Raw genomic sequence first — 24,670 nt, 5'->3', positions numbered from 1 at the left:
TACTCACCCGTCCGCCGCTAGCTCAGTTACCGAAGCAACCTCGCCCGCTCGACTTGCATGTGTTAAGCCTGCCGCCAGCGTTCAATCTGAGCCATGATCAAACTCTTCAGTTAAAATCATTTTGAAGTTTTAATCTAAACTTCCAAATCTGGCTCATCAATTTTCTGACTTAAATTTCGCTCAAATAAACTTCGAGTAATTTAAACCAATCAATCAATGAAAATAATTTCGATCAATCAGTAAAAATCCACACAAGTTGTTCTTCATAATCTCTTAATGATTTCCTGTTATTTCGTCAATAACAGCACCAATTCAATCAACACTGCGTTGGTGTGTTGCGTATTCTATACAGTTTTTGAATAGACGCAATATATTTTTTAGTTTTTTTCAAAAAAAGCACCATCCGCCCAAATTTTAGACGCATTTCATATTTTTATCACACTTTTCTTATAATTTGTCTTTTTTTCGCACGTTACTGGATTGGTTTTTAAATAAATCCTTTTAAGGCGATAACAAAAAACAACCAGCTCAATGGAGCTGGTTGCAAATCAACATTAATTGGCTTGTTCTGCAAGCCATGACATGAATTTTTGTCGCTCTGCTTTAGTGGCTTGTTGCCACAATTGAATCAATTGTTGCTCTTTGCCCTGTGTTTGTTTTGCTGTAGGCAATGTTACTGAGGTGGTTTTCTCAGATGGCAACACTGCTGCCGCGGTATAAACTGCTGCTGGCTGATTGACCGCAGCACTATTTTGAGTGGTATCTACAGTTTTATTAAGCCAACTACCACCTAACCAACCAGTTGAGTTTGCTTTAGCACCTGTTTGTTGTACCAGCAACTGATTCTTTTGATTATATAAACCAACGCTTGGTTGATCTTTGAATTCTTTTGCAGCATCGAAGTCTTTAGGTGGATTTACCAAAGCGAGTCGATAGTTTTCGCCATCTTGAAGAATTGGGGTTTTGAGTGTAATGACGTCTGATTTTAAAATATCGTGCGCACCATTATGATGTTCAAAATATTGTTGATAACGCAAGTTAATGACATTTTCACCCGCATTGACTTTCACTTGCTGTGCAGAACTGAATAAACCTGAACGAATTTGTTGATCATTTACAGCGAGCAACTTAATTTCTTCAGGTACTGCAATAGTTACTGCTGAAAATGCTGAACTACAAGCCATCAATGCAATACTTGCTATGCCTAATTTAAATGCCATATTTCACTCTATATCGTTTATTAAAGTTTGATTGCACTATGCAATGTATAAATGACAGTTTTATGACAATTCATGGGTTTAGGCATTTGCACATGAATAAGTAAGTTGTAAGGCACATCACTACCCCCAGAAACAAAAAAGTAGGATGAATCATCATCCTACTTTTTTGTCTGTGCAGTATGTGTTGCTAGAGCTTAGTTAAAGCTTTTGAAACGTGCTGCATCATCCATAAATGTTTTTTCACCAGCAGGTGCTTCAATTGAACCAAACACTAATTGTGCACGTAGTTTCCAGTTTGCAGGAATGTCATAAGTTTGCGCAACTTCTTCATCTACGATTGGATTGTAGTGCTGTAATGATGCACCCACATTGATTTCAGATAAAGCTGTCCACGCTGCGAATTGTGCAATCCCTGTCGAATGTTCTGACCATACTGGGAAGTTGTCTGCATATAGCGGGAATTGCTCTTGTAGACCTTTTACAACATCTTGATCTTCAAAAAATAAAGCTGTACCAAAACCTGCAATAAAGCTATTAATTTTTGCTTCAGTGTTTGCAAATGCTTCTGCAGGAACCATTTTATGTAAAGTTTCTAAAACGATGTTCCAAAATTGTGTATGCGATGCACCGTATAAAGTCACAACACGTGAAGTTTGCGAGTTAAATGCAGATGGGCTTAAACGAACTGCTTGTTTGATTGTACTTTCAATAGTTGCCTGATCTACAGAAACATTTTTACCAAGTGCATAGATTGAACGGCGTTTTTCTAATTGATTTAAAAATGACATTTTTAATTCCTCTGCAGAATTTTGTATAAATTAATTGATACAGCGATATTAAGCTTTTTATTCAGCATAAACATTACAAAAAATACGACAGTGTGTTTTATGTATAGAACGATTATAGTTATATAAAGTGACAAATGTATGTGACTGCATTTAGGGTCTGTTGACATTTCATAAATGGCTTGCGCTGTAGGCTAAAACTGAGCAGATCAGGCATGAAACGCAGGGAATAGCGAGACTATTGCCAAGTTTCATAACGCAATCTGAGAAAGTTTTAGCCACAGCCTGAGCAAAAACAAGCACTGCTTTGTTTGCAGCGCAAGGCGCAGCGAAGGACGAGCATATTTTTTGCTGCTATTGCGTTATGAGTCAGTCATTTAGAATGACTAAATTTCCTGCCTCATGCCTTATATCAGCTAAAAAACCTTGCGAGATATATCTCTCACGTCGCAAACATAGACGAAGTGTCAACAGACCCTATTACCTTTTATTCTATAGATATAGTCTATTGCAATATAAATATGCTGCGGTTCGCTCTTTGTAGCACATAATAATAAGCTGATTTGACCAATCTTCATCAAATGCTGTTATTTAAGCATAGACTTTAAATTGATTTTGATAGTGTGCATGACTCCGTTCGGTTACTTCTTCTTCAATTGATCCAAAAACGAGTTGTGAACGTAACAACCATGTATCTGGAATATCAAAATGCTCTGCCACAGCACGGTCTATGTTTGGATTATAATGCTGTAAAGATGCACCCACGCCTGAATCTGCCAATGCTGTCCACACTGCAAATTGCGCCATGCCTGAAGTTTGCTCCGACCAAATTGGAAATTCTGCAGCATTAAATGGAATTTTCTTTTGCAATTGACGAATCACTTGTTGATCTTCATAGAACAATACCGTGCCAAAAGCTGCTGCACATTGTTCGATTTTCATTTTAGTACCTGCAAAAACCTGCTCTGGTACAAACTGACGTTGTACTTCCTGTACTAAATTCCAAAATTTTTTATGTGATTCAGAAAATAAAATAACCACGCGCGTACTTTGTGAATGATGTGCCGATGGACAGCTACGCACAGCTTCCTGAATCAGCTCGGTCATATAAGTTTGGCTAAAATGAACGCGTTTTCCTAAAGCATAAATACTACGGCGCTTTTTTAATTGATCGATGAAAGTCAGTTCATTTGCGTCATAGTTCGGCTTTTTCTTAAGCTTAAAGTCTTTCGTGATATCTGCTGTAAGCACATGACCAATTTTATTTAACAGTGTCATTTTGACTTCCCCAAAAAATCAATCAAAATCAATCTAATATTTTTTCTTATTCTATATAGACGAAAGTGCTTTTATTCACATTCGTATTTTTAGCTGCTGCTTTTTACAACACTCAAACCCGCTAAAAACAACAAACTCCGCATTTTGCGAAGTTTGTGTGAAACTTACAGCATTTTACATTTTAGCTTTAAAACTTAATTCAAAACTTATTTTTCAGTTTCAAACAGTGCTGCAACAAATGCTTTGGCTGAGAATGGACGTAAATCATCAATTTTTTCACCCACACCAATAAAGCGAATTGGCACATGGCTACGGCTTGCAATGTTAAATAACACGCCGCCTTTTGCAGTGCCGTCCAGTTTAGTGATGGTGATGCCTGTTAAGCCAACAGCCTCATCAAACATTTCAACTTGGTTAATGGCATTTTGACCCGTGCCTGCATCCACAACCAACATCACTTCATGCGGTGCAGTCGCATCAATTTTTTGCATCACACGCTTAACTTTAGTCAATTCTTGCATCAGGTTGCTTTTGTTATGCAAACGTCCAGCAGTATCTGCAATTAACACATCAATGCCTTTGGCACGCGCACTTTCAAACGCATCGAAAATAACAGAAGCACTGTCTGCACCGTGACCTTGTGCAACAACGGCAACATCGTTACGCTCACCCCAAATCTGCAATTGTTCTGTCGCTGCAGCACGGAAAGTATCCCCTGCGGCCAACATGACTTTTTTACCTTCGCCTTGTAAGCGTTTCGCTAACTTGCCAATGGTTGTGGTTTTACCTACACCATTCACACCCACGACTAAAATCACATAAGGGGTTTTATTGGCATCAATATGTAAAGGTTTTACCCGTGGCGCAAGCAAAGCCACTAATTCTTCTTGCAAAGCCTTATATAAAGAATGTGAATAAATTAAGTCGCCACGCGCAGTACGCTCGGTCAAATTGGCAATAATGGTTTTCGTTGCATCTACACCAATATCTGCAACCAACAGTTGTTCTTCGACTTCTTCTAATAATTCATCATCAATTTCTTTACCGCCAATCAGAATATTCACCATGCCATCGGCAAAGTTTTTACGGGTTTTGGTTAACCCTTCTTTCATGCGACTAAAGAAACCACCTTTCGCAGGCGCATCCGTGTCTGATGATGTTTCTGCAGCATGTTCAGAGGTTTCTGCTTGTTGTAGAGGTGTTGTTTCAACAATCGGAATATTTACCGCTGGTAAATTCGGTAATGTGACATCATCATCTCCGATATCAGCATCAATCAAAAATTTATTTTGCCCATTAGATTGCTGTTGCATGCCGAATCCTTGAAAAGCATTGCGTTAAAAAATCGGATTCTAACATAAACCAATTGCTTTTACCTCGTATTCCAACCACATAGCCGCATACAAAAAATACCTACAGCAATCCTTGCCTTTCCGCTTTAATTTCTGAAAGATAAGCCGATAACGATTGATCTCCACTTGCTTATGTTCCAATTTTCGATGAAGTCTGTTTGTGCGTTGCTTTGGGGTTTAACAGCTTCGATTAGCCATGCTGAAGTTTTAGCTGCGAATAACACTTTTGAAACCACACTCAACAATGGTTTAAAAGTCATTATCCGTGAAGACCATCGTTCTCCCATGGTGATGACTCAAATTTGGTACAAAGTGGGCAGTAGCGATGAGTCTGGAAATACACTTGGGATTTCGCACGTACTTGAACACATGATGTTTAAAGGTACAGCCAAGGTGCCGAATGATGAATTTACCCGTTTAAGTCGTATTTATGGTGGCAGTGTCAATGCAGCAACCTTTACCAATTACACGAATTATTATCAGCTCTATCCCAAAACTTATTTCCCACTGGCTTTAGAGTTGGAAGCCGACAGAATGAGTAATTTGTTACTTCGCCAACAAGACTTTGAGCCTGAAATTAAGGTGGTAATGGAAGAACGGCGGCAACGTACCGATGATAATCCACGGGCTTTGGCTTTTGAACGCTTTAAATGGATTGCCTACCCAACCAGTCATTATCGCCAACCCATTATTGGGCACATGAAAAACTTGCAAAGCATTCAGCTGCAAGATGTACAGGCGTGGTACAAAAAATGGTATCGCCCCAATAATGCTATTCTAGTGATTGTGGGCGATGTAGATCATCAAGCCGCATTGTTGCAAGTCCAAAAGTATTTTGGAGATATTCCGAAAGCACCTACGCCACCGCGCAATGATGTGTTGGAGTTTGAACAATTAGGTTATCGGCACATGGAATTGTCTGCGACTGTGCAAGTTCCTAATTTATATATGGCTTGGAATGTCGGTTCATTGGCAACAGCTAAAAATCCTCAAAATGCCTTCGCGCTCACTATCATCAAACAACTGTTAGACAGTGGAATTACTTCACGTTTAGAACAGCGCTTGGTCAGAAACAATAAGATTCTTAGCTCAGTCAGTGTCAGTTATGACCCGTATCAACGTGGGGATAGTTTGTTTAGTATTTCAGCATTGCCTGCAGCAGGTGTAACGTTAAGCGAAGCACAGGTCGCGATTCAAAACGAAGTGGATACGCTAAAACAGGATTTGGTCAATTCAAGTGAAATTGAGCGCGTGGTGACTCAATTTGTGGCCAATTGGATTTATAGTCAGGATGATTTGGCAGGACAAGCCCGAACCATTGGCAATTTGGAAGTCAATGGATTCAGTCACCGTTTAATCGATGTTTTACCACAACACTTCCAAGCGATTACTGCCCAGGATCTGCAACGTGTTGCGCAAAGTTACTTTAACAAAGACAGACTTAGCACCTTGTATTTATTACCTCAAAGCACAACACCTTAAACTGTGATTTTCATGAAAAAACATCTATTCAGCACGCTTATTTTAAGCACTAGTTTTAGCCTATGTTCTGCTGGCTTTGCGATGGAAACTGCCACCAGAGCAGCGCATGATTTTGCTGAAACAGATGTAAGTACGCCTTTACAATCTTTGAGCTTGCTGCACAGTTTAAATGCCGTAAATGAATTGGTCGATGTTCGCGCTCCACAGGTATATGAATTAAAAAATCATCGACACGTACGCACTTTATTTGTCGAAAATCCTGCTTTGCCAATGGTTGATATCCAACTGACTTTTAATGCAGGTTCTGCCCGCGATGCAGAAATTGAAAAAGGTTTATTTGGCGTTGCCAATATGGCAGCCCAACTGATTGATGAAGGCACCAAGCGTTATAAGGCAGAGGAAATTGCCGCAGCCTTTGAAACCACAGGCGCACGTTTTAGTACCACGGCGTACCGCGATATGTTTGTGGTACGGCTAAGAACACTGTCTGATCCGCAGAAAATGCAAACTGCCGTCAAAATGATGCTGGAAATACTGAAACATGCAACTTTTGAGCGTTCTAATATCCAGCGTGTGCAAAGCAATACACAAATTGGGCAAACACAACTGCAAGAAAATCCAAGCCGTTTAATGAATATTCGCTTATATCGCGCAATTTACGGACAACATGCCTATTCAGAACCCATTACAGGCACCAATGGCAGCATCAAACGGATTCAACCAAAGCACTTACAACAATTTAGAGATCAGTTTCTGGTCGCGCAAAATATGAACATTGCCATTACAGGCAAATTAACCTTAAAAGAAGCAGAAAAACTTGCCAATACCATCAGCGCACATATTGCCCAAGGTGTTGCAGCAACAGCTTTGCCACAGCCTACACCTGCAACACGTTTCAACATCCAGCATATTCCCTACCGGTCACAACAGGCGCATGTCAGTATTGCACAACTTGCGACTACACGGGATGATCCTGACTATTTGGCTTTAGAAATTGCCAATAAAATGCTGGGCGGCAGCAGTTTCAATTCAATTTTGATGAAAGAATTACGAGTAAAACGTGGCTACACTTACGGTGTTAGCAGTTCGTTTCGTTTTACCCAAGCAGCGGGTTTGTTTAGCTTAGGCTATTCTACGCGCCAAGATCAGTTACTCGATAGTATTCAAGTCGCTCACCAGAGCTTAATTCAGTTTGTACAACAACCTATGAATTTAGAACAATTAAAAGAAACCAAAGCAGGTTTAATTCGTGCATTTCCGAATCAATACAGCAGCAATGCCAGTATTAATGCCCAGCTTGGGCACATCGGTTTTTATCGACTTCCTGCAAATTATTTAAGTGATTATGCAGAACGAGTGGAAAAAGTTACCGCTGAAGATGTGCAACGTGCAATTCGCAAACATTTGCATCCTGATCGTTTAACTTTAGTAATTGTGAGCGAACATTTAGATAAAGCCGCATTGGTAAAAATGCTGCAGGACAATTTACTCGCACCAACATCTTTAACACCGACACCGCACAATATGAATAACATGCCAACAGAAAAAATTACTCTTGCACCAAGGCAGGAAGTTGTTGAGCCCGATCTTGCTCCATTTGATGTGCCTGCATCAACTTTAAATAATGCACATAACGAATCGGACGTTGATTGAGTAAATGAACTGCCATGTCTTGGGTATTGGCATACATAGATTGTTGTGACAAACGCTCAACATTTTGAAATTGTTGCACCCCAACTGGGCGATAAAGCGCAACACTTGCTAAAGTTAAAATAATAAAAATGATACTCAGCACAACAATATTATAAATTTGCTCGAGTTTCAGTTGAGAAATAAATTGAATCGTTTTTTGAATTGCGTTGTGCATGACCTACCTCTAATCGCCTTAGTGTAGGATGCCCTTGTGAGATGTACAAGTTAAACAGCTCAATTTTACTGTATCGTCACAGTAAAAATTGAGCCTTTTTCTACAAATTCTACAAAGGATTTAGCTTTAGCCAATCGTGCCACGAATTACCGCAAAGTATAAAACCAATGCAATGACTGCAAGCACCAAGAAAATAGCAAATACACTGACACCGCCCTCTGCTTCGGCAGGATGCAGTTCATCTTCATCGGCAATACGGAGTAATTCACCATCATAATTACGATAAAACTCTATACGATCGCTTCGCTCTAAAGTTTTAGCAAAGTCAGCCACACGTTTACGTTGCGCCAAGCAGTATTCACCTAAATGAACATCTCGACGGAAAATTACCTCATCTAGTTTTTTACGGTGATGATGTGCCAACTCAATAATTTGAGAAGTCAATGGAGGTACATCAAAAGCACATCCGTCTACGGATCTTGTCATGTTGTTCTCCTTTTTTATCATGCTTAGAGCTTTAGTTTAATCAAAATTAAACTTGTTCAATGTTTAATCATGTAAACTTGAAATATGCTCATTAACCCCGATAATTATTTGACAATTCAATCAAATTGTAATATTAGTTTAACAATAAAGCGTTAAATTGATATGAAGCCTAAAAGGTAGGCTTAAATAAGTAATCATAATTACAATAAGGAGTTTAATATGATTCAAACGATCTCTCACCATGACTTAGAGCATGTTTATGCAAATGCAGTAAACACGATTCATTCACAAATGAACTTCCAAGACGCGGTAAAACAACTCGAAGAAGCTGCACGTGCAGGACATGGTAAAGCGGCAATGTTCTTAGCAGAACTGTATTATCAAGGTTTCCGCGTAGAACGTGATTCATTGAAAGCGCAATACTGGCAAAACATGGCCACCATGCAAGCATAATAAAACGTCACTTAGGTGGCGTTTTTTTTGACCCTTTTTTTAGATGCTCCAACCATAAATACATATTTGTTTACGATTTTAAGCAAAGCTTAAACGGTATATTCATCAATTCTTTTTACAATATAGCCAAATTTTACAACCTTGCTTGATTATGAATCAGATTAACCAACTCCACCCTTTACCAAAGGATTTTCTGCTTAAAGTTACACTATTAAAATCAATGATGTACTGCGGTGTACTTTGGGGTTTATTCCATCAAGGTTGGGCAATGAGTTCAGATCACGATGATTATATTTTCCCTTTTTGGTTAAATGCGGTACAAGCGCATAAATATGCTGCTAAACACTGGCCACAATATAGTCCTCGTAAAATTTCCGCGCAGGATTTTGAAACTTTTTTATTACCAACGCTCACCCGTTTAAATGTCACGCCAACCTTGTTTGGTTCGTCAAGTCAAAAAATTAAACTGACCACTTCACAAATGAAGCATTTCTTTTTTAATGAACCTGCGTTAAATATTGCTTAAATAAAAACTGAATAGAATTGACGTAAAAATCAACAATCGTGACTCTAAAGTATTTGCAATTTTTACAATTCACGTTACTTTAAAAGTCAAACAATAAACAACAAATCAGGACACAGAATATGACCAAGGTAACTCACGTTTTACAAGATAAAGCACATCACGAAATTTACACAATTCGCCCAGAAGCAACGGTTTTAGAAGCAATTAGTTTAATGGCTGAAAAAGGCATTGGTGCGTTGGTGGTTACCGATCAAAACAATCATGTGGTTGGTATTCTGTCTGAGCGTGATTACACCCGTAAAGTTATTTTGATGGAACGAACTTCTAAAAGCACAACGGTTAGTGAAATTATGACTGCTAAAGTACTGACCGTGACCAAAAACACCAGTGTGAAAGAATGCTTAAACTTAATTACTGACCATCATTTACGTCACTTACCTGTACTTGAAGGTGAGCAGTTGGTAGGTTTAGTGTCGATTGGTGACTTGGTGAAAGCGACTATGGATGATCAGCGCAAACTGATCGAGCAGTTACAACAATATATTGCAAGCTAAGACACTGTTTTATAAAACCTGCCAAATATAAAGTAAAGATAAAAAAACCGCCTAAACTTACACATTTAGGCGGTTTTTCATATTCAGTAGAATTAATTCAAACCTAATTTTTCTGCTACATAGTCTGAATCTTTATCACCACGACCTGAAAGATTAACCACAATTTTCACGTTTTTTGCCATTTTTGGTGCTTCACGTAATGCCCACGCCACCGCATGTGAGCTTTCCAAAGCAGGTACAATACCCTCTACACGTGACAACGTCATAAAGGCATCTAAACATTCTTGGTCAGTTGCCGTTGAATACTCCACGCGACCAATGTCTTTTAAGAAGCTATGTTGCGGCCCCACACCTGGATAATCCAAACCAGAGGCAATAGAGTGCACTGGCAATGGCTCACCATGTTCATCTTCAAGTACATAACACGCCATACCGTGAAGCTGGCCTGGTTTACCCAAAGTTAGGGTTGCAGAGTGTTGATCTGTATCTAAACCATGCCCTGCAGGCTCAACACCCACAAGTTTCACTTCTGCATCATTTAAGAATGCGGTAAATGCACCCACTGCGTTTGAACCACCGCCCACACATGCCACGATATAATCTGGATTTACTCCAAAGCGTTCTTGGCTTTGCATTTTAATTTCATCACCTATAATAGATTGGAAATCACGCACCATTTTTGGAAATGGGTGTGGCCCAACCACAGAACCAATCGCATAAATAAAGTTTTTTGGGTCTTTTAAATATTCTTCAAAAGCGCTGTCCACTGCATCTTTTAAAGTGGCTGTACCGCGGGTCACTGAAATCAGGTTGGCACCTAGAATTTTCATTTTCACCACATTCGGGTGTTCTTTTTCAATATCCACCTGTCCCATGTGAATTTCACACGGAATTCCCACTAGCGCACATGCTGTTGCCAACGCGACACCATGCTGTCCCGCACCTGTTTCTGCAATCACTTTGGTTTTACCCATATATTTGGCTAGCAATGCTTCACCTAAACAGTGATTGATTTTATGTGCACCTGTATGATTTAAATCTTCACGTTTCAAATAAATTTGCGCACCACCCAACTGTTCAGATAAACGCTTTGCATGAAACAAAGGACTCGGGCGCCCTACATAATTTGCAAATAAATCTTTTAATTCATTTTGAAATTCTGCTGTATGACGAATTTCTTCATAAGCAAGGTTAATTTCATCCATGGCTTCTTTTAAATGCGGTGGAATAAACTGCCCGCCATATTGTCCGAAAAAACCTTCTTCATTCGGTAATGCGATGCCATTAATTTGATGTTCCATCTCGATCCCCTCAAATTGAAATTCACGTTGCTTATCGTGTCTGCACTTACTTAGTCTTCGCCTAACAATCACTCAAAAGTTGAGTGATATTGACGAAAATGACGATTAACGCGCCAAATATTTAGTCATATCTTCAATGCCTTTTAAAGTCATTGGATACATATGATGTTCAAAAATTTGTTTAATTAAACCAATGGTATGTGTGTAATGCCAATAGCCTTCCTGTTCAGGATTCAGCCATGCGGTTTTTTCAAAATGCTGACGCAGACGTTGTAACCAAACTTGCCCTGCCTCATCATTCATATATTCTACCGAACCACCAATCGAATTCAGCTCATAAGGTGCCATACTCGCATCACCGACCACAATTACCCGATAGTCGCGTCCATAGGTATTCAACAAATCCCACGTATTCATACGGGTACTGCTACGGCGTAAATTGTCTTTCCAAACATAGTCGTATAAACAGTTGTGGAAATAAAAATATTCGAGGGTTTTAAACTCAGTTTTGGCCGCACTAAACAGTTTTTCACATTGGGCGATGTGTGCATCCATCGAGCCACCCACATCAAACAACATCAACACTTTGACGCGATTACGACGTTCTGGCACCAATTGCACATCTAAAATGCCCTGTTTGGCAGTTTCTCGGATAGTGCCATCAATATCCAATTCTTCAGCTGCACCTTGACGGGCAAATTTACGCAAACGACGCAGTGCCAATTGCATTTGTCGTGTACCTAAAATCTGTTCATCGTCTAAATTTCGATACTGACGCTGCTCCCAGACTTTAACAGCTGAACGCTTACGTCCAGGCCCACCAATGCGTACACCTTCAGGATGATCACCAAAAGCACCAAACGGTGATGTACCGCCCGTACCAATCATACGGTTGCCACCCTGATGCTTTTTATGCTGCTCGCGTAAACGCTCTTCCAGCATTTTCATCAATTCTTCTAAAGAACCTGCTTTTTTCAGCTCTTCGCGTTGTTCTGGCGTGAGATGTTTTTCTAATAGTTCTAAGTCGAACCAGTCTTTAGGCAATTGATGAACTTGCTGCAGTAAATCATCTAAATCAAAAGTGGAAATGCCATCAAAATAATCTTTCATGGCACGGTCAAACTTGTCAAAAAAACGCTCATCTTTGACCATGACGGTTTTAACAAGTTGATAGAATTCATCTTGATCTGCAAAAACCAGACCCGATGCCACCGCCTGATTTAAGTCAATCAATTCACGTGTGGTGACAGGTACACCGTAACGTCGCAAGGTATAAAACAAGCGCACGAACATGGCGTTGTCCTCCCTTAACGGCGCGACATAAAGGCTAAACGCTCAAGCAATTGCACATCTTGTTCATTTTTGATTAATGCACCGTATAAAGGCGGAATGGCTTTGCTTTTATCGCTATTACGCAAAATATCTTCCGGCATGTCATCTGCCATCAATAGGCTTAACCAATCAATTAATTCAGACGTAGATGGTGGTTTTTTTAAGCCCGGAACTTGGCGCAATTTAAAGAAAACTTGTAAAGCTTCTGAAACCAATGTGCTTGAAATATTCGGGAAATGCACATCGATAATATCGCGCATGGTCGCTTCATCTGGGAAATCAATATAATGGAAGAAACAACGACGTAAAAAAGCGTCTGGCAGCTCTTTTTCATTATTTGATGTGATGATCACGATTGGACGTTGTGTTGCCGTAATGGTTTCGCCTGTTTCATAAACATAAAACGACATTTTATCGAGTTCATGTAGCAGGTCATTTGGGAATTCAATATCTGCCTTGTCAATTTCATCAATCAACAACACACAGCGTTCTTCGCTGGTAAATGCTTCCCACAATTTCCCAGGTTTAATATAGTTTTTAACGTCATACACACGGTCATCGCCCAGTTGGCTGTCACGCAAACGCGACACTGCATCATATTCATATAAACCTTGCTGCGCTTTGGTGGTCGATTTAATGTGCCATGTAATCAACTTTAAACCCAAACTTTTAGCAACTTGCTCTGCCAATAAGGTTTTACCTGTACCTGGCTCACCTTTCACCAAAAGCGGTTTTTGCAAAGCACGTGCGGCTTTCACCGCAAGTTTTAAACTATCAGTCGCAATGTACTGATCTGTACCCGAAAATTGTTGCGCATCAACAGACATGATTTTACCTTAATTGTTTTAGTTACAGTGGTGAGGTATTTTTCTTGGCTTTATAAGTCGTTTGTTTAAGACAGTATCTTGACCAGAAATAACCGATCAATAAGCCAAGACCGATCACAAATAAGATGGCAGATAAATTAGACCAAACCAATGGGGTTTCTTTGGTTAAAACACCAAAAAGAAGTCCAAAGATGGCTGGGGCAAGTGCTGCATTGCTGCCTTCTGATACTGTTGGGGTAAGTAAAATTGCAAACAGCACAATCCAAGTGATACCACCTAACGGATTGGGCAAGCGTTTGGCAATTTCGTACCAGCACCATAAAATAATGGCACTCCCCAACAAATAAACAGAAACAGCAATTGCAGTTTCAGGAATTGAATCCAATCCAGTCATCACACTATTCATTTCTCAACTCCTGAATAAAGCTTAAGCACCACGTAAACCTTCTGGTTCAACGGCATTTGGGTTAATTAAGCCTTCTGGTGGCACTTGAATAAAGAAGCCACGTGTTTGAATAGAATCCATGACATGCAAAACATTCACACGTGCCAACTTACGGCTTTCAGACAGTTGCAAATCCATTACAAATGTCGCACGACCAAATGCAACTCGCATTGGCTCAGGTAAAACCTCTAGCGGGTTAAACGCTTCTGCTTGATCTTCAGTTTGCTCAGGACGGGCGATGTATAAATACATCTCATCTTTTTTGCTCGATTTATAAATTGAACAGTGCATAAACAACAAAACTCTAAAAACTCAGGCAAAGGATACAACAAAAAAAACCGAGATACATTAACCATTATTAACGCATTGGTCTATGTTTACACTCAAACAAAGAATGGCGTGAAAATTCATCCATTTTCAGGTGAAAAACGGCTTTATTTAAAATGTGGATCGGTTTGATTTATTCAGCAACTTTCATCTGACCAGACAAATAACGCTCGTCGGCATGTAAAACTTCAATTAAAGGCTTGGTGAGTAATTCATAACGCCAACCTAACAAATAGTTAGGCAAATCTTGCTCATCGTTATGAAATACCACATGCTGATAAAGCGCATTGAGCCATTTTTTACGCAGCAAAACTTCTTTTGGAATTTGAGTTTCCTGTACGGCACGTTGAATCACCTGTTCTACATTTTCGCCCACTTCTTTTGAAGAATGACGAATTGGTCGCGCCATACGTAATGGCCATTGTGATTGATCAGGCAAATATTTAATTAAATCTAAAATAGTTTTGCCATGTTCACGCACAATATGCGCACGTAAATCTTTAATAGTACTGAGCTGGAACTGATTTTTAGGATTTTTCTCGACCAAGTCCAGCATAGTAGAATTACGCAAAATAAAACTACGTGGTTGGTTTAAGGCTTTTACCATTTGCTCACGCCAAACGGCCAATTGTTGCAATTGCATGAGTTGACGGCGTGAATGACGATAGTTGCCCACATCCTGATACAACAACTCTAAAGGTGTTTCTTCACCAATTTCCTGAGTTAAATTGCGGCAATCTTCTTGTGCAAAATCCAGTAAATAATTTTGTTTTAAGTCGGTTTGTACCTTATCTGCCAATTGCATTAGATACAGCACATCATTGGCAGCATAATTTAACTGCTCATCGGACAACGGACGTGCAAGCCAGTCTGAGCGAGTTTGCCCTTTATCAATATCGACATTGAGCATGGTTTTTAAAGCGTTTTGATAACTGACTTGTAAACCATGCCCTAAAAATGACATGCCAACTTGGGTATCAAACACGTTATCTAAGTTTTTTTGCTGTGCATAATGATAAATTAAATCAATATCTTCACCGCAGGCATGAAAAATATTTTGCTGCGCCTGAAACAGTTTTTCCCAAAATGCACTTAAATTTAAAGAAGTGCCATCTAACAAATAGACCTGATCATTCACATTAATTTGGAATACACCCAATTTTGGCCATAAAGTATCAACCTTAATAAATTCGGTGTCTAAACCATAAATGCTGTTTTGGCTCATTAATGCCAAGACATTTTCAAAGTCTTTTTGTTGGTGAATAAATTGGAACATAGCGAGCAGGTAAAACAGGATTCTCTAGGGGTTCATTTTAAACATTAAATAGCATTTAGCTATAAAAATATGTCCAGTATTTTCAATTTTTATCTTATTTCTAAGTCGATACAGTGAAAATTTAAATTTTTTATCGTTTTTTTATCTTAATTTGATTTTTTATTGGCTTTAAAGGCAAGTAATCATTTTTGTGGATGATTTATCAAATGACTATTCACATGAAATAAGCACCTAAATGCTTATTTCATTCGCATCCGATTATGCACCGCCTGACTTAAAGTATGACTATCGACATATTCAAGTTCGCCACCTTGCGGCACACCTTGCGCAATACGGGTCATCTGCACAGGCAAATGTTTGGTTGCTTCTACCAAATAGTGTGCTGTCGCTTGACCTTCTACGGTTGCATTGGTCGCCAAAATGACTTCAGTAATGTTGCCATCACTTAAACGCTGAACCAAATACGGAATACCAATTTCGTCAGGCCCAATGCCATCTAATGGCGATAAATGCCCACCTAAAACATGGTATTTACCACGGAAGCTGCCGCTTTGCTCAATCGCCATGACATCGGCTGGAGATTCCACCACGCAAAGCAAGTGTGCATCACGATCATGTGAGGCGCAAATATTGCAGACTTCATCTTCCGTTAATGAGTGACAAATCGAACATTCATGAATATAGCTAGTGGCTTCGTTCAAAGCATGAGCCAAACCGACTGCACCTTCTCTATTTTTCATAATCAGGTGCAATGCCATGCGTTGAGCCGATTTTGGCCCAACACTTGGCAAAATGCGTAGCGCTTGTACCAGTTGATCAAAACGATCACTAAACATACGCCGTTCCTTAGAATAAACCTGCCAAGCCTGGTGGCAAGCCCATGCCTGAGTTTGCAGACTTCATTTTTTCTTCAGCAATTGCTTCAACTTGACGGGCAGCATCATTCATTGCAGCGGCAATCAAATCTTCAATCATGTCTGCATCGTCTTGCAATAATTCAGGATTGATTTCAATGCGTTTGACCACATTACGGCAAGTCATAGTCACTTTCACTAAACCACCACCCGCTTCTGCATGCACTTCAGTTTGCGCAAGTTCTTCTTTGGCTTTTTTAATGTTGTTTTCCACTTCTTTTTGCATGCGCTGCGCTTGCTGCATCAACATATTAATGTTCATAAAAATCTCCGAACAAATGATCTATTGAGGGTCTGTTGACAATTCGTCTATGTTTGCGACAACGCAAGCCATTTATGAAATGCCAACAGACCCTAGTTTTTAAATGAGGTCTAAACCGCGCTCGATGTCGCGAATAATATCATCAATATCTTCCAAGCCAACAGAAACACGAATTAAACCTTCGCTGATACCTGCTGCTTGTTTGGCTTCTGGGGTCATTCTGCCATGCGATGTTGTTGCAGGATGAGTAATGGTTGATTTTACATCGCCCAAATTACTGGTGATAGATAGGAAGCGTGTGTTGTCAATCACAGTCCACGCGCCTTCACGCTCGCCTTTCACCACAAAAGATACAACACCGCCAAAGCCAGACTGTTGCTTTTTCGCCAACTCATGCCCCGCGTGATGCGGCAAGCCTGCATAATACACTTTTTCAACTTTTGGATGTGCATCTAGCCACTCTGCAAGTTTTTGTGCGCTGGCACAATGCGCTTTCATACGCAGGCTTAATGTTTCCAAGCCTTTTAAGAAAATCCATGCATTAAACGGACTTAATGAATTGCCCAAGGTACGAATAACGCTGTTGATTTCTTCGACCAACTTGTCTTTACCAACAACCGCACCACCCAAAGCACGCCCCTGACCATCAATATATTTGGTTGATGAATAAATAATAAGGTCTGCACCAAATTTTAGTGGTTGTTGCAAAACGGGCGTACAGAAAGTGTTATCTACCGCAAATAACGCACCATGTGCATGTGCAATATCGGCAATCGCTTGCAAGTCACCCACCTGAGCCAATGGATTTGATGGTGTTTCAATAAATAACAAACGCGTATTTGGACGAATCGCTTGCTTCCAACTGTCTAAATCTTCTAAATCAACAAAAGTGACATCGACACCAAACTTCATCACGTATTTTTCAAATAGTGAAATGATCGAGCCAAATACAGCACGTGAACAGACTACATGATCACCCGCTTTAAGATAAGCCAAAGTGATCGCATGAACGGCCGCCATACCCGAACTTGTCGCAACCGCACGTTCTGCACCATCTAATACTGCCAAGCGTTTTTCAAAAGCCTGTACAGTTGGGTTGGTATAACGTGAATAGGTATTGCCTTCAATTTCACCTGAGAATTTTGCAGCTGCATCGGCAGCATTTTCACAAACAAATGATGAAGTCAGGAAAATTGGCTCACTGTGTTCGCCTTCAATTGTACGGTTGTGTCCGGTACGAATTGCCAAAGTATCTAATTGATATTCAATGTCGTCGTGTTGACTCATCTTTACTGCTCAGCCCTAAACTTAGTCCTAAGACCTGTTTGTTAAATAATTGCCAACATTTTGAGCGCCAAGCGCATTTAAGGTCAAGGTAAAATGTATAAATATCGCTTAGACTTCATTCAAATCGGCGCCACGTGTGATGGAACACCTCATGAATCAGCTACAAAGAAAATTTAATCCGCACCGAAAAAAGCTTAAAAACCTCAGCACTCGCTTATTTAAAAGCCGTGATTTGATCTTATCTCAGACCACGCCATACGACATCGTGGCACGTTATAAGTATGCGCAGATTCGCTATTACGCTTCGCCAGATAAGCAATATAAAGAGCCGCTGGTTTTTGTTGCGCCTTTAGCAATTACCATGTCGATTTATGACTTATATCCTTATCGCTCTTTAGTGAAACATTTTCAGCATAGCGGTTTTGATGTGTATTTGGTTGATTGGGGACAATTGACCTATCAACATTGTCATTTAAATTTTATGGCTTTTATTCAGGATGCAATCCCTAATTGTATTCAACTCATTTTACAACACGCCAAAGTCGAACAAATTTCACTACATGGTTGGAGTATGGCGGGTATTTTTGCCATGCTTTATACCGCCGACCAACAAACAACTCATATTAAAAACTTGATGGTTTTGGGTAGCCCTGTAGATAGCTATGCTTCGGGGCGGGTTGGTAAACTCTTTCAACTGACCAATCAACTGATTTCTAAATATCCCAAATTGCAACATGCCTTTTATTCAGGAAAAATTCCAAAGCATTTAATTCATACACCGGGTTTAATCAATGCGATTGGTTTTAAGATTTTAGACCCTAGAGCATGGCTGGAAAGCAATAAACAGATGCTGTCGAATCTGCACGACTTACAAACCTTGCATGAAAACGCAACTTTAGCCAATTTTTTAAATAATATGATTGATTATCCGGGTGGGATTAATCAGGACATGGTATTGAATGTATGGCTGCAAAACCCACTCAAACAAGGTCATATTCAACTCAAACAACATCAGATAGACCTTAAAAATATTCATTGTTCACTTTTGGTCGGTGCGGGTGATAGCGATCAAATTGTCACTGCTGAAGCTGCTCAACCTTTATGTGAATTGACAAGTAGTACCGATGTCACGTTTACTCTTATTCCAGGTGGACATTTGGGTTTAATGTCCAGTCAAAAAAGTGCCAATGAATTCTGGCCTAAACTGACCACTTGGTTAGAACAACGATCTAGCAAAATTGCATAAAGAGAGCAAAAACATGATTCAATCTGTTGCATTTATTGGCTTAGGCGCAATGGGCTACCGCATGGCAGCCCATTTACCTAAACATTTTGATACGGTCTATGTCTGGAATCGTAACTTTGCCAAAGCCGAGCAACATGCTGCTGAATATGGCACACAAGCGGTTGAATTGGCTCAAGCGGTGCAAGCAGATATTATTTTTTCTTGCTTGCCTACCAGTACCGAAGTTGAAAACCTGATTGCACAAGTTCCGCTGAAAGCAGGTTCAGTCTGGGTCGATTGCACCAGTGGCGTACCCGAAAGTGCTAAAAAATTGGTACAACAACTTGAAACACAACAGATCGACTTTTTAGATGCACCTGTAAGTGGACAAACGATTGGTGCAGAAAATGCCACCTTAACAGTCATGATTGGTGGTAAAGCAACTGCTTTTGAAAAAGCCTTACCTGCAATTCAGGCTTTTGGTAAAGTGATTCAGCATGTGGGTGAACCTGGTGCTGGCTTTGCCGTAAAAGCGGTGAATAATATGTTAATGGCAGTGAGTTTGTGTGCTGCAGCTGAAGGTTTTACCACCTTAAAAGCACATGGCGTAAACTTAAATCAGGCCTTGCAATGCATAAATGCTTCAAGTGGTAAAAGCGCAGTAACGGAAATGATTTTGCCGCAGCGAGTACTGAATCGCGCTTTTCCAAATACTTTTGCACTCCCTTTACTGGCTAAAGACACAGGTATCGCATTAGATTTAGTCCATGAAGCAGCTTTGCCTGCACCTGTATTGGCTTTAACCCAAAGCCTGATTCAAGCAGCGAATTTAACCGCAGAAAAAGACAGTGATTTTTCCACTGCTGTGAAAATGTATGAATTATGGAGTAATATTACCCTAGAGTAAGAACTCGCCATTGAATATACAGCCATAAACCCAATAATGTGTATTAAGTGGCTAGTCACACCATCATTAAATAGAGGAAACTCTTATGAACAAGTTTAGCATTGCCGTATTTGCAAGCCTTGCAACTTTAATTGGGGCAAGTTCAACTACTTTTGCATCTGAACAAGAATGTCAGAAACTGAAAAATGACCACGATGTTATTTATGCATCTAAAGGGTTCTGCTTCAAAGACCCAGAAGCTAAAGCACGTTTTGGTAATGACAACTGCTATACAACCAAACCTAAGTTTTCTGAAAAAGAACAACAACGTCTTGACGCAATCAAAGAACGTCAAAAAGAACTGAACTGTAAATAACCGTTCTGAAATATCAAAGCTGAATTTAAGGAATCATAATGGCTTACGATGATCAAAATATTTTTGCAAGAATTCTACGTGGCGAACTTCCTGCAATTAAAGTGTATGAAGATGACCAAGTGCTTGCGTTTATGGACATCATGCCGCAAGCCGATGGTCACACTCTTGTGATTCCTAAAACGCCTGCGGTGACTTTACTGGACTTACCTGCAGATGCAGCAGCATATACCATTCAAATTGTGCAAAAAATTGCGAAAGCAATGCAGCAAGCTTTGGGTGTAGATGGTATCGTGTTAATGCAATTGTCTGGTGCAAGTTCAGGTCAAACTGTCCCCCACGTGCATTTTCACTTAATTCCAACATCGGTTCATCAACTTGGGAAACATGCTGCACAAATGGGCGACCAAGACAAAATTAAAGCCCAAGCGGAAAAAATTAAAGCAGCGCTTTAAAATATTTCCAAAATTGCATTAAAAATGAATGGAGCACTCGCTCCATTTTTTTCGCTTCATGTTTAATTTCAGGATTAACTACAGCATTGATGACAATAATATGTCACTCCCCTTGCAATTAAGTTATTCATTTCATAATTTTTTTCTAAATTTAAAAACCTGATCATTTAAAATTTGCGATTAAAGGTAAGTTTTTGATCTAATTTGTTCTTTTTAATAATTTTGAAATATTTCCTTAATATTACTGTCGCATTTGTAAGGAATACTTAGCACCAATAGAGAGCAGCGGTAGATCAACCCTACTTCTGAACAATGTTTAGGACTAAAAACAATAGTCTGTATTGGAGCTACACATGAAAAAAACGCTTTGCGCATTAACAGTTGGGGCAACCTTATTTACACCAGCACTAGCTATGGCTGCTGATGTTAAAGTTTATGGCCGTGCACACGTATCTTTAGACTATCTTGATGATGGTAAAGACTACAACGAAGTTGGTCTTTCTTCTAACTCATCACGTTTAGGCTTCAAAGCTGAACAAAAATTAGAAAATGGCATGACTGTTTTTGGTCAAATTGAACAAGAAATTAACTTCGCTAGTGGCTCTGCAAATGATGACGTTGAGTTTGCTACCCGTGATACATTTGTTGGTTTAAAAGGTGACTTTGGTCAAGCACGTTTAGGTCGTTTTGACAGTCCATTTAAAGCTGCTCGTGGTCCAGTTAACTTCTTTGGTGATATGGTTGGCGACATTCGCAACGTAACTCGCGTTTCTGAACAGCGTTTTGATGAACGTAATGCGAATACAATTGAATATAAAACACCAAAATTTGGTGGTGGCTTTAACGTATTAGGCGCACTTTCTTTACACGAAAAGAATAGCCCTGATGCAACAAAAGACGGTAAAAATGACAAAGATAAAGCTTATGACTTAGCTTTAACTTATAAAGAAGGAAAAGTCGATTTTGCTACTGCTTATGAGCATTACGAAGAAGAAGCTGGTCGTGGTGAACGTGATGGTTTCCGTATTGCAGCAGCATACAAAGTTACACCTGAGCTAAATATTGGTGCTTTATATCAATACACTACTTTTGATAAACAAGGCACAGCAGCAGATATTGCAGCTGCTAAAGGTGGTGATTTAGAGAAACTTCTTTCAAAACAAGATACACACGTATTTGGTGTAGCAGCGGATTATAAAGTTGCACCTAAAACTTATGTACGCGGTCAAGTCTTCCACCGTGATGTTGATGCGACTGACGCAAATGCAACATTATTGGCTGTAGGTGTAGAACACCGTTTAGACAAAGCTGTACGTGTATACGCAAATCTTGCAACAATGTTAAATGATACAAACTCTAGATTAACACCATGGTCACAAGGTCGTTCAAACAACGTTACTGGTGCTTTTGATGAAGATGCTCTAGGTCTTTCTCTAGGTTTCCGTTACGACTTCTAAGTCTGAACCAAACTTAAAACATAAAAACACGCTTCGGCGTGTTTTTTGCATACTTAAAAAACCAAATAAAAACTAAGCCAACAAACTTGCTGGCTTAGTTTATTCAAGTCAGTTTTGCAAAGCTGAATTTTTCAATATTAACGCTTTAAAAATCCAGACACTAAATTCATCACTTGTTGAATATCATCATTCGCTTCTTGTTTGCTAGTTTGCTCACCTTGTGGTGTCAATGAATCAATAATTTGCGGCAATACTGCAGAAATCGCATTATAAATATCTTGCTTTGGCGCCTGAGTTTGCTGTGCGACCTGCTCTACATCGGCATCATCAAATAAACTTTGTACTTGTTCAGCACCTACATGCGCATTTTCACCTGGGCCTGTAGACACCCAATCATCCACCTGACTGGTTAAGCCTTGTCCTTTGAGTTTATCCAAAGCACCTTGCAAGCCACCCTGTTTTTGAATCCATGCCAGCACCAAAGGCAAAACTGCAATCAATAAACTTTGTGTACCTGAAGCACCTGTAGCAGAACGCTATTGTTGCCCACCTAACTGACCTAGTACCGAACCAAGAATGCCACCCAAGCCGCCTTGCGCAGATTGTTGGTTATTACCACCAAGTTGCCCCAAAACCGAACCTAAAATACCACCCAATCCGCCTTGAGATTGATTAGATTGCTGATTCGCGCCCAATGCCTGCTTTGCTAAAATTTCAACAATATTGCTTAAATTGGTCATTTTATTTTCCTCATAATGCCCTTATGACAGCATACGAAGTTTTGACTGAATTGCGCGCTTGAAATTGTTAAATTTTGCAATATCCTAAATTTATGTGAATTAATTATCATTATTAGAATTTTGTGATCGTAATTCAGCACTTACCAGCGGAATTTATCCCAATTTTCAGGGTTTGCCCAAAACTTAGAATTAAACCAATCAGGCACGTGCTTATAAGTCAAAATATTAAATTGCCATAAGCACAAATGATGCTGCTCAAAGCGATGTTCAATCAATTGCGTAAAACCAAGTGCTCTAAGCAATTGCTCATCTTCACGTGCAGCAATTACCACAATACGCTTTGCCAATAAATCACGTAGCTTTACCAAAATTTGCGAGGTGTGTTGTGGTGTCTGCGCAGCAAAATCGGCAGCATCTAAAAATACAACTGCCAAATCAAAACGTTGGGTAAAAGGCAGATTTAAAAATGCCAATGCGCTAAAATACTGCCATTGGATAGTTGGCTGCTCATCAGCCGCTTGATTGTTATACTTCGGGCTTGCTTCAATATTTTGCCCTATACACAATGCAGTAGAAATTGGCTGTTGTTGAGATAAATCATCAATTAATGCTTGAATTAAACGCATTTCAGCCATCACTGCATTCCTTCATTTTCGAGAGAGTATTCTTATGGAACTACAAGGCATTTGCCATAAAATGCACGCAGGTCTTAAGGACCATAGTGTAACTGATGAACAGGTACACAAGGCAAATGTTGAATATAAATTTATTCTAGACCGTGCAGAAATTGACCTGCCTTTTCAGCTTGGGCAAGAACTTGAACTGGAATGGACGGGCAATATTTATTGTGTTTCTTGTGGTGTGAAAACACCAAAATCCTATTCGCAAGGACATTGTTTCAAGTGTTTTAAAACCAAAGCATCTTGCGATATGTGCATCATGAAGCCTGAGACCTGTCACTATCATTTAGGTACCTGTCGTGAAGATAGTTTTGCTCAAGAAGTCTGCTTTCAACCGCACATCGTATATTTAGCCAATTCAAGTGCTTTAAAAGTGGGAATCACCCGTTTAGGTCAAATGCCAACACGTTGGCTAGATCAGGGCGCAACTCAAGCCTTGCCAATTATGAAAGTCGGCTCACGCCGTTTATCTGGGCAATTGGAAGTTATGTTTGGTACACAAGTCGCAGATAAAACCGACTGGCGCAAACTACTCAAAGGCGAAGCAGAGCCGCTAAACCTAATTGAAGTGCGTGAACAACTGATTGAAGAGTTTGCGCCTAAAATTCAGACCATTCGTGATGAGTTTAGTCAAAACCTTGAATTCAACGAAACGGTAGAGCTTTTAGATCAGGAACTTCCGCGTGAATTTGTGTACCCTGTAGAACAGTATCCTGAGAAAATTAAATCGCATAACTTAGATAAAACCCCAATCATTCGCGGCAAACTGCAAGGAATTAAAGGGCAATATTTAATCTTGGATACAGGTGTCATCAACATTCGTAAATACACAGGTTATGAGCTAAAAATTCGCGCTGAATAAATCTTGAAACTGCTTACT

General features: G+C 39.7%; 27 protein-coding genes, 1 rRNA gene and 1 pseudogene. 11 read left to right on the top strand and 18 right to left on the bottom strand.

Annotation, left to right across the window (positions count from 1 at the left end; all coding sequences use genetic code 11):
- The 5 genes from FTT78_RS11475 to ftsY form a co-directional block, all read right to left on the bottom strand.
- Positions 1 to 113: ribosomal RNA gene (locus tag FTT78_RS11475) — 16S ribosomal RNA — on the bottom strand; the annotation flags it as partial.
- A 441-nt stretch (positions 114 to 554) separates the two neighbouring features.
- Complete coding sequence (locus tag FTT78_RS11470; protein WP_096900938.1) at positions 555 to 1,220, bottom strand: DUF2057 domain-containing protein; 666 nt, start codon at positions 1,218 to 1,220, stop codon at positions 555 to 557.
- A gap of 194 nt (positions 1,221 to 1,414) precedes the next feature.
- Positions 1,415 to 2,008, bottom strand: a complete 594-nt coding sequence (locus FTT78_RS11465) for a nitroreductase family protein (RefSeq protein ID WP_004976581.1) — start codon at positions 2,006 to 2,008, stop codon at positions 1,415 to 1,417.
- A gap of 588 nt (positions 2,009 to 2,596) precedes the next feature.
- Positions 2,597 to 3,283, bottom strand: coding sequence for a nitroreductase family protein (locus FTT78_RS11460; RefSeq protein ID WP_096901452.1), 687 nt, complete (start codon positions 3,281 to 3,283; stop codon positions 2,597 to 2,599).
- A 206-nt stretch (positions 3,284 to 3,489) separates the two neighbouring features.
- Positions 3,490 to 4,596 carry a signal recognition particle-docking protein FtsY gene (gene ftsY, locus FTT78_RS11455; RefSeq protein WP_004976589.1) on the bottom strand — a complete coding sequence of 369 codons (1,107 nt, stop codon included), beginning with the start codon at positions 4,594 to 4,596 and terminating at the stop codon, positions 3,490 to 3,492.
- 186 nt (positions 4,597 to 4,782) lie between these two features.
- Here ftsY and FTT78_RS11450 point away from each other — a divergent pair, with 186 nt between their 5' ends.
- Both FTT78_RS11450 and FTT78_RS11445 read left to right on the top strand, forming a co-directional pair.
- Positions 4,783 to 6,117, top strand: coding sequence for a pitrilysin family protein (locus FTT78_RS11450; RefSeq protein WP_225530726.1), 1,335 nt, complete (start codon positions 4,783 to 4,785; stop codon positions 6,115 to 6,117).
- Between the two features lie 12 nt (positions 6,118 to 6,129).
- Complete coding sequence (locus tag FTT78_RS11445; protein ID WP_180044293.1) at positions 6,130 to 7,770, top strand: pitrilysin family protein; 1,641 nt, start codon at positions 6,130 to 6,132, stop codon at positions 7,768 to 7,770.
- Here the strand turns inward: FTT78_RS11445 and FTT78_RS11440 are convergent.
- Positions 7,667 to 7,984 (bottom strand): hypothetical protein, encoded by a 318-nt coding sequence (locus tag FTT78_RS11440; protein WP_004976594.1) that lies wholly within the window; start codon positions 7,982 to 7,984, stop codon positions 7,667 to 7,669. The genes FTT78_RS11445 and FTT78_RS11440 overlap by 104 nt on opposite strands.
- Before the next feature lie 126 nt (positions 7,985 to 8,110).
- Positions 8,111 to 8,470 (bottom strand): hypothetical protein, encoded by a 360-nt coding sequence (locus FTT78_RS11435; protein ID WP_004976597.1) that lies wholly within the window; start codon positions 8,468 to 8,470, stop codon positions 8,111 to 8,113.
- Between the two features lie 219 nt (positions 8,471 to 8,689).
- Here FTT78_RS11435 and FTT78_RS11430 point away from each other — a divergent pair, with 219 nt between their 5' ends.
- The 3 genes from FTT78_RS11430 (at position 8,690) to FTT78_RS11420 (ending at position 10,003) form a co-directional block, all read left to right on the top strand.
- A complete protein-coding gene (locus FTT78_RS11430) occupies positions 8,690 to 8,923 on the top strand; it encodes a hypothetical protein (RefSeq protein WP_004976599.1) in 234 nt (77 codons plus the stop codon).
- Positions 8,924 to 9,074: 151 nt separating this feature from the next.
- The gene (locus FTT78_RS11425; RefSeq protein ID WP_004976601.1) at positions 9,075 to 9,449 is read left to right on the top strand and encodes a DUF2750 domain-containing protein; all 375 of its coding nucleotides are present in this window, start codon (positions 9,075 to 9,077) and stop codon (positions 9,447 to 9,449) included.
- Positions 9,450 to 9,568: 119 nt separating this feature from the next.
- Positions 9,569 to 10,003: a CBS domain-containing protein gene (locus FTT78_RS11420; protein ID WP_004976604.1), complete on the top strand. Its 435-nt coding sequence runs from the start codon at positions 9,569 to 9,571 to the stop codon at positions 10,001 to 10,003.
- A 92-nt stretch (positions 10,004 to 10,095) separates the two neighbouring features.
- Here the strand turns inward: FTT78_RS11420 and trpB are convergent, their stop codons facing one another.
- The 9 genes from trpB to FTT78_RS11375 all read right to left on the bottom strand — a co-directional run bounded on the left by trpB (position 10,096) and on the right by FTT78_RS11375 (position 17,974).
- Positions 10,096 to 11,304: a tryptophan synthase subunit beta gene (gene trpB, locus FTT78_RS11415; protein ID WP_180044295.1), complete on the bottom strand. Its 1,209-nt coding sequence runs from the start codon at positions 11,302 to 11,304 to the stop codon at positions 10,096 to 10,098.
- Positions 11,305 to 11,409: 105 nt separating this feature from the next.
- Positions 11,410 to 12,597: a VWA domain-containing protein gene (locus FTT78_RS11410; RefSeq protein WP_004976609.1), complete on the bottom strand. Its 1,188-nt coding sequence runs from the start codon at positions 12,595 to 12,597 to the stop codon at positions 11,410 to 11,412.
- A gap of 14 nt (positions 12,598 to 12,611) precedes the next feature.
- Complete coding sequence (locus tag FTT78_RS11405) at positions 12,612 to 13,463, bottom strand: MoxR family ATPase (RefSeq protein WP_004976610.1); 852 nt, start codon at positions 13,461 to 13,463, stop codon at positions 12,612 to 12,614.
- Between the two features lie 22 nt (positions 13,464 to 13,485).
- Positions 13,486 to 13,869, bottom strand: coding sequence for a hypothetical protein (locus FTT78_RS11400; protein WP_096901448.1), 384 nt, complete (start codon positions 13,867 to 13,869; stop codon positions 13,486 to 13,488).
- A gap of 21 nt (positions 13,870 to 13,890) precedes the next feature.
- A complete protein-coding gene (locus FTT78_RS11395; RefSeq protein WP_004976615.1) occupies positions 13,891 to 14,199 on the bottom strand; it encodes a YcgL domain-containing protein in 309 nt (102 codons plus the stop codon).
- 169 nt (positions 14,200 to 14,368) lie between these two features.
- Positions 14,369 to 15,511: an HRDC domain-containing protein gene (locus tag FTT78_RS11390; protein ID WP_096901447.1), complete on the bottom strand. Its 1,143-nt coding sequence runs from the start codon at positions 15,509 to 15,511 to the stop codon at positions 14,369 to 14,371.
- Between the two features lie 239 nt (positions 15,512 to 15,750).
- Positions 15,751 to 16,347, bottom strand: a complete 597-nt coding sequence (gene recR / locus FTT78_RS11385; protein ID WP_019837914.1) for a recombination mediator RecR — start codon at positions 16,345 to 16,347, stop codon at positions 15,751 to 15,753.
- A gap of 10 nt (positions 16,348 to 16,357) precedes the next feature.
- On the bottom strand, positions 16,358 to 16,687 hold the full coding sequence (locus FTT78_RS11380) for a YbaB/EbfC family nucleoid-associated protein (RefSeq protein ID WP_167845987.1): 330 nt from the start codon (positions 16,685 to 16,687) through the stop codon (positions 16,358 to 16,360).
- Positions 16,688 to 16,786: 99 nt separating this feature from the next.
- Positions 16,787 to 17,974: an O-succinylhomoserine sulfhydrylase gene (locus FTT78_RS11375; protein WP_167845986.1), complete on the bottom strand. Its 1,188-nt coding sequence runs from the start codon at positions 17,972 to 17,974 to the stop codon at positions 16,787 to 16,789.
- A gap of 151 nt (positions 17,975 to 18,125) precedes the next feature.
- On the opposite strand from FTT78_RS11375, the gene FTT78_RS11370 reads away from it, so the two are divergent.
- From FTT78_RS11370 to FTT78_RS11350, 5 genes are all read left to right on the top strand, one after another.
- Positions 18,126 to 19,220, top strand: coding sequence for an alpha/beta fold hydrolase (locus FTT78_RS11370; RefSeq protein WP_131261453.1), 1,095 nt, complete (start codon positions 18,126 to 18,128; stop codon positions 19,218 to 19,220).
- Positions 19,221 to 19,233: 13 nt separating this feature from the next.
- The gene (locus FTT78_RS11365) at positions 19,234 to 20,106 is read left to right on the top strand and encodes an NAD(P)-dependent oxidoreductase (RefSeq protein WP_180044297.1); all 873 of its coding nucleotides are present in this window, start codon (positions 19,234 to 19,236) and stop codon (positions 20,104 to 20,106) included.
- Between the two features lie 85 nt (positions 20,107 to 20,191).
- Positions 20,192 to 20,461, top strand: coding sequence for a YARHG domain-containing protein (locus tag FTT78_RS11360; RefSeq protein WP_004976631.1), 270 nt, complete (start codon positions 20,192 to 20,194; stop codon positions 20,459 to 20,461).
- A 38-nt stretch (positions 20,462 to 20,499) separates the two neighbouring features.
- Positions 20,500 to 20,913, top strand: a complete 414-nt coding sequence (locus tag FTT78_RS11355; protein ID WP_180044299.1) for an HIT family protein — start codon at positions 20,500 to 20,502, stop codon at positions 20,911 to 20,913.
- A gap of 353 nt (positions 20,914 to 21,266) precedes the next feature.
- Positions 21,267 to 22,370, top strand: coding sequence for a porin (locus tag FTT78_RS11350; RefSeq protein ID WP_179990172.1), 1,104 nt, complete (start codon positions 21,267 to 21,269; stop codon positions 22,368 to 22,370).
- Positions 22,371 to 22,507: 137 nt separating this feature from the next.
- Here the strand turns inward: FTT78_RS11350 and FTT78_RS11345 are convergent.
- Positions 22,508 to 23,110, bottom strand: a pseudogene (locus FTT78_RS11345) (YidB family protein).
- A gap of 140 nt (positions 23,111 to 23,250) precedes the next feature.
- Complete coding sequence (locus tag FTT78_RS11340; protein ID WP_004976635.1) at positions 23,251 to 23,745, bottom strand: DUF6231 family protein; 495 nt, start codon at positions 23,743 to 23,745, stop codon at positions 23,251 to 23,253.
- Between the two features lie 34 nt (positions 23,746 to 23,779).
- Here FTT78_RS11340 and FTT78_RS11335 point away from each other — a divergent pair, with 34 nt between their 5' ends.
- Positions 23,780 to 24,652 carry a DUF2797 domain-containing protein gene (locus tag FTT78_RS11335; protein WP_131261455.1) on the top strand — a complete coding sequence of 291 codons (873 nt, stop codon included), beginning with the start codon at positions 23,780 to 23,782 and terminating at the stop codon, positions 24,650 to 24,652.
- The last annotated feature ends 18 nt before the right edge of the window (positions 24,653 to 24,670 follow it).

The sequence above is a fragment of the Acinetobacter sp. YH01011 genome, assembly GCF_013420785.1.
Taxonomy (GTDB): Bacteria; Pseudomonadota; Gammaproteobacteria; order Pseudomonadales; family Moraxellaceae; genus Acinetobacter; species Acinetobacter towneri.
Note: the sequence above shows the minus strand (reverse complement) of the source record. Positions and strands in the feature narration are given on the sequence as shown.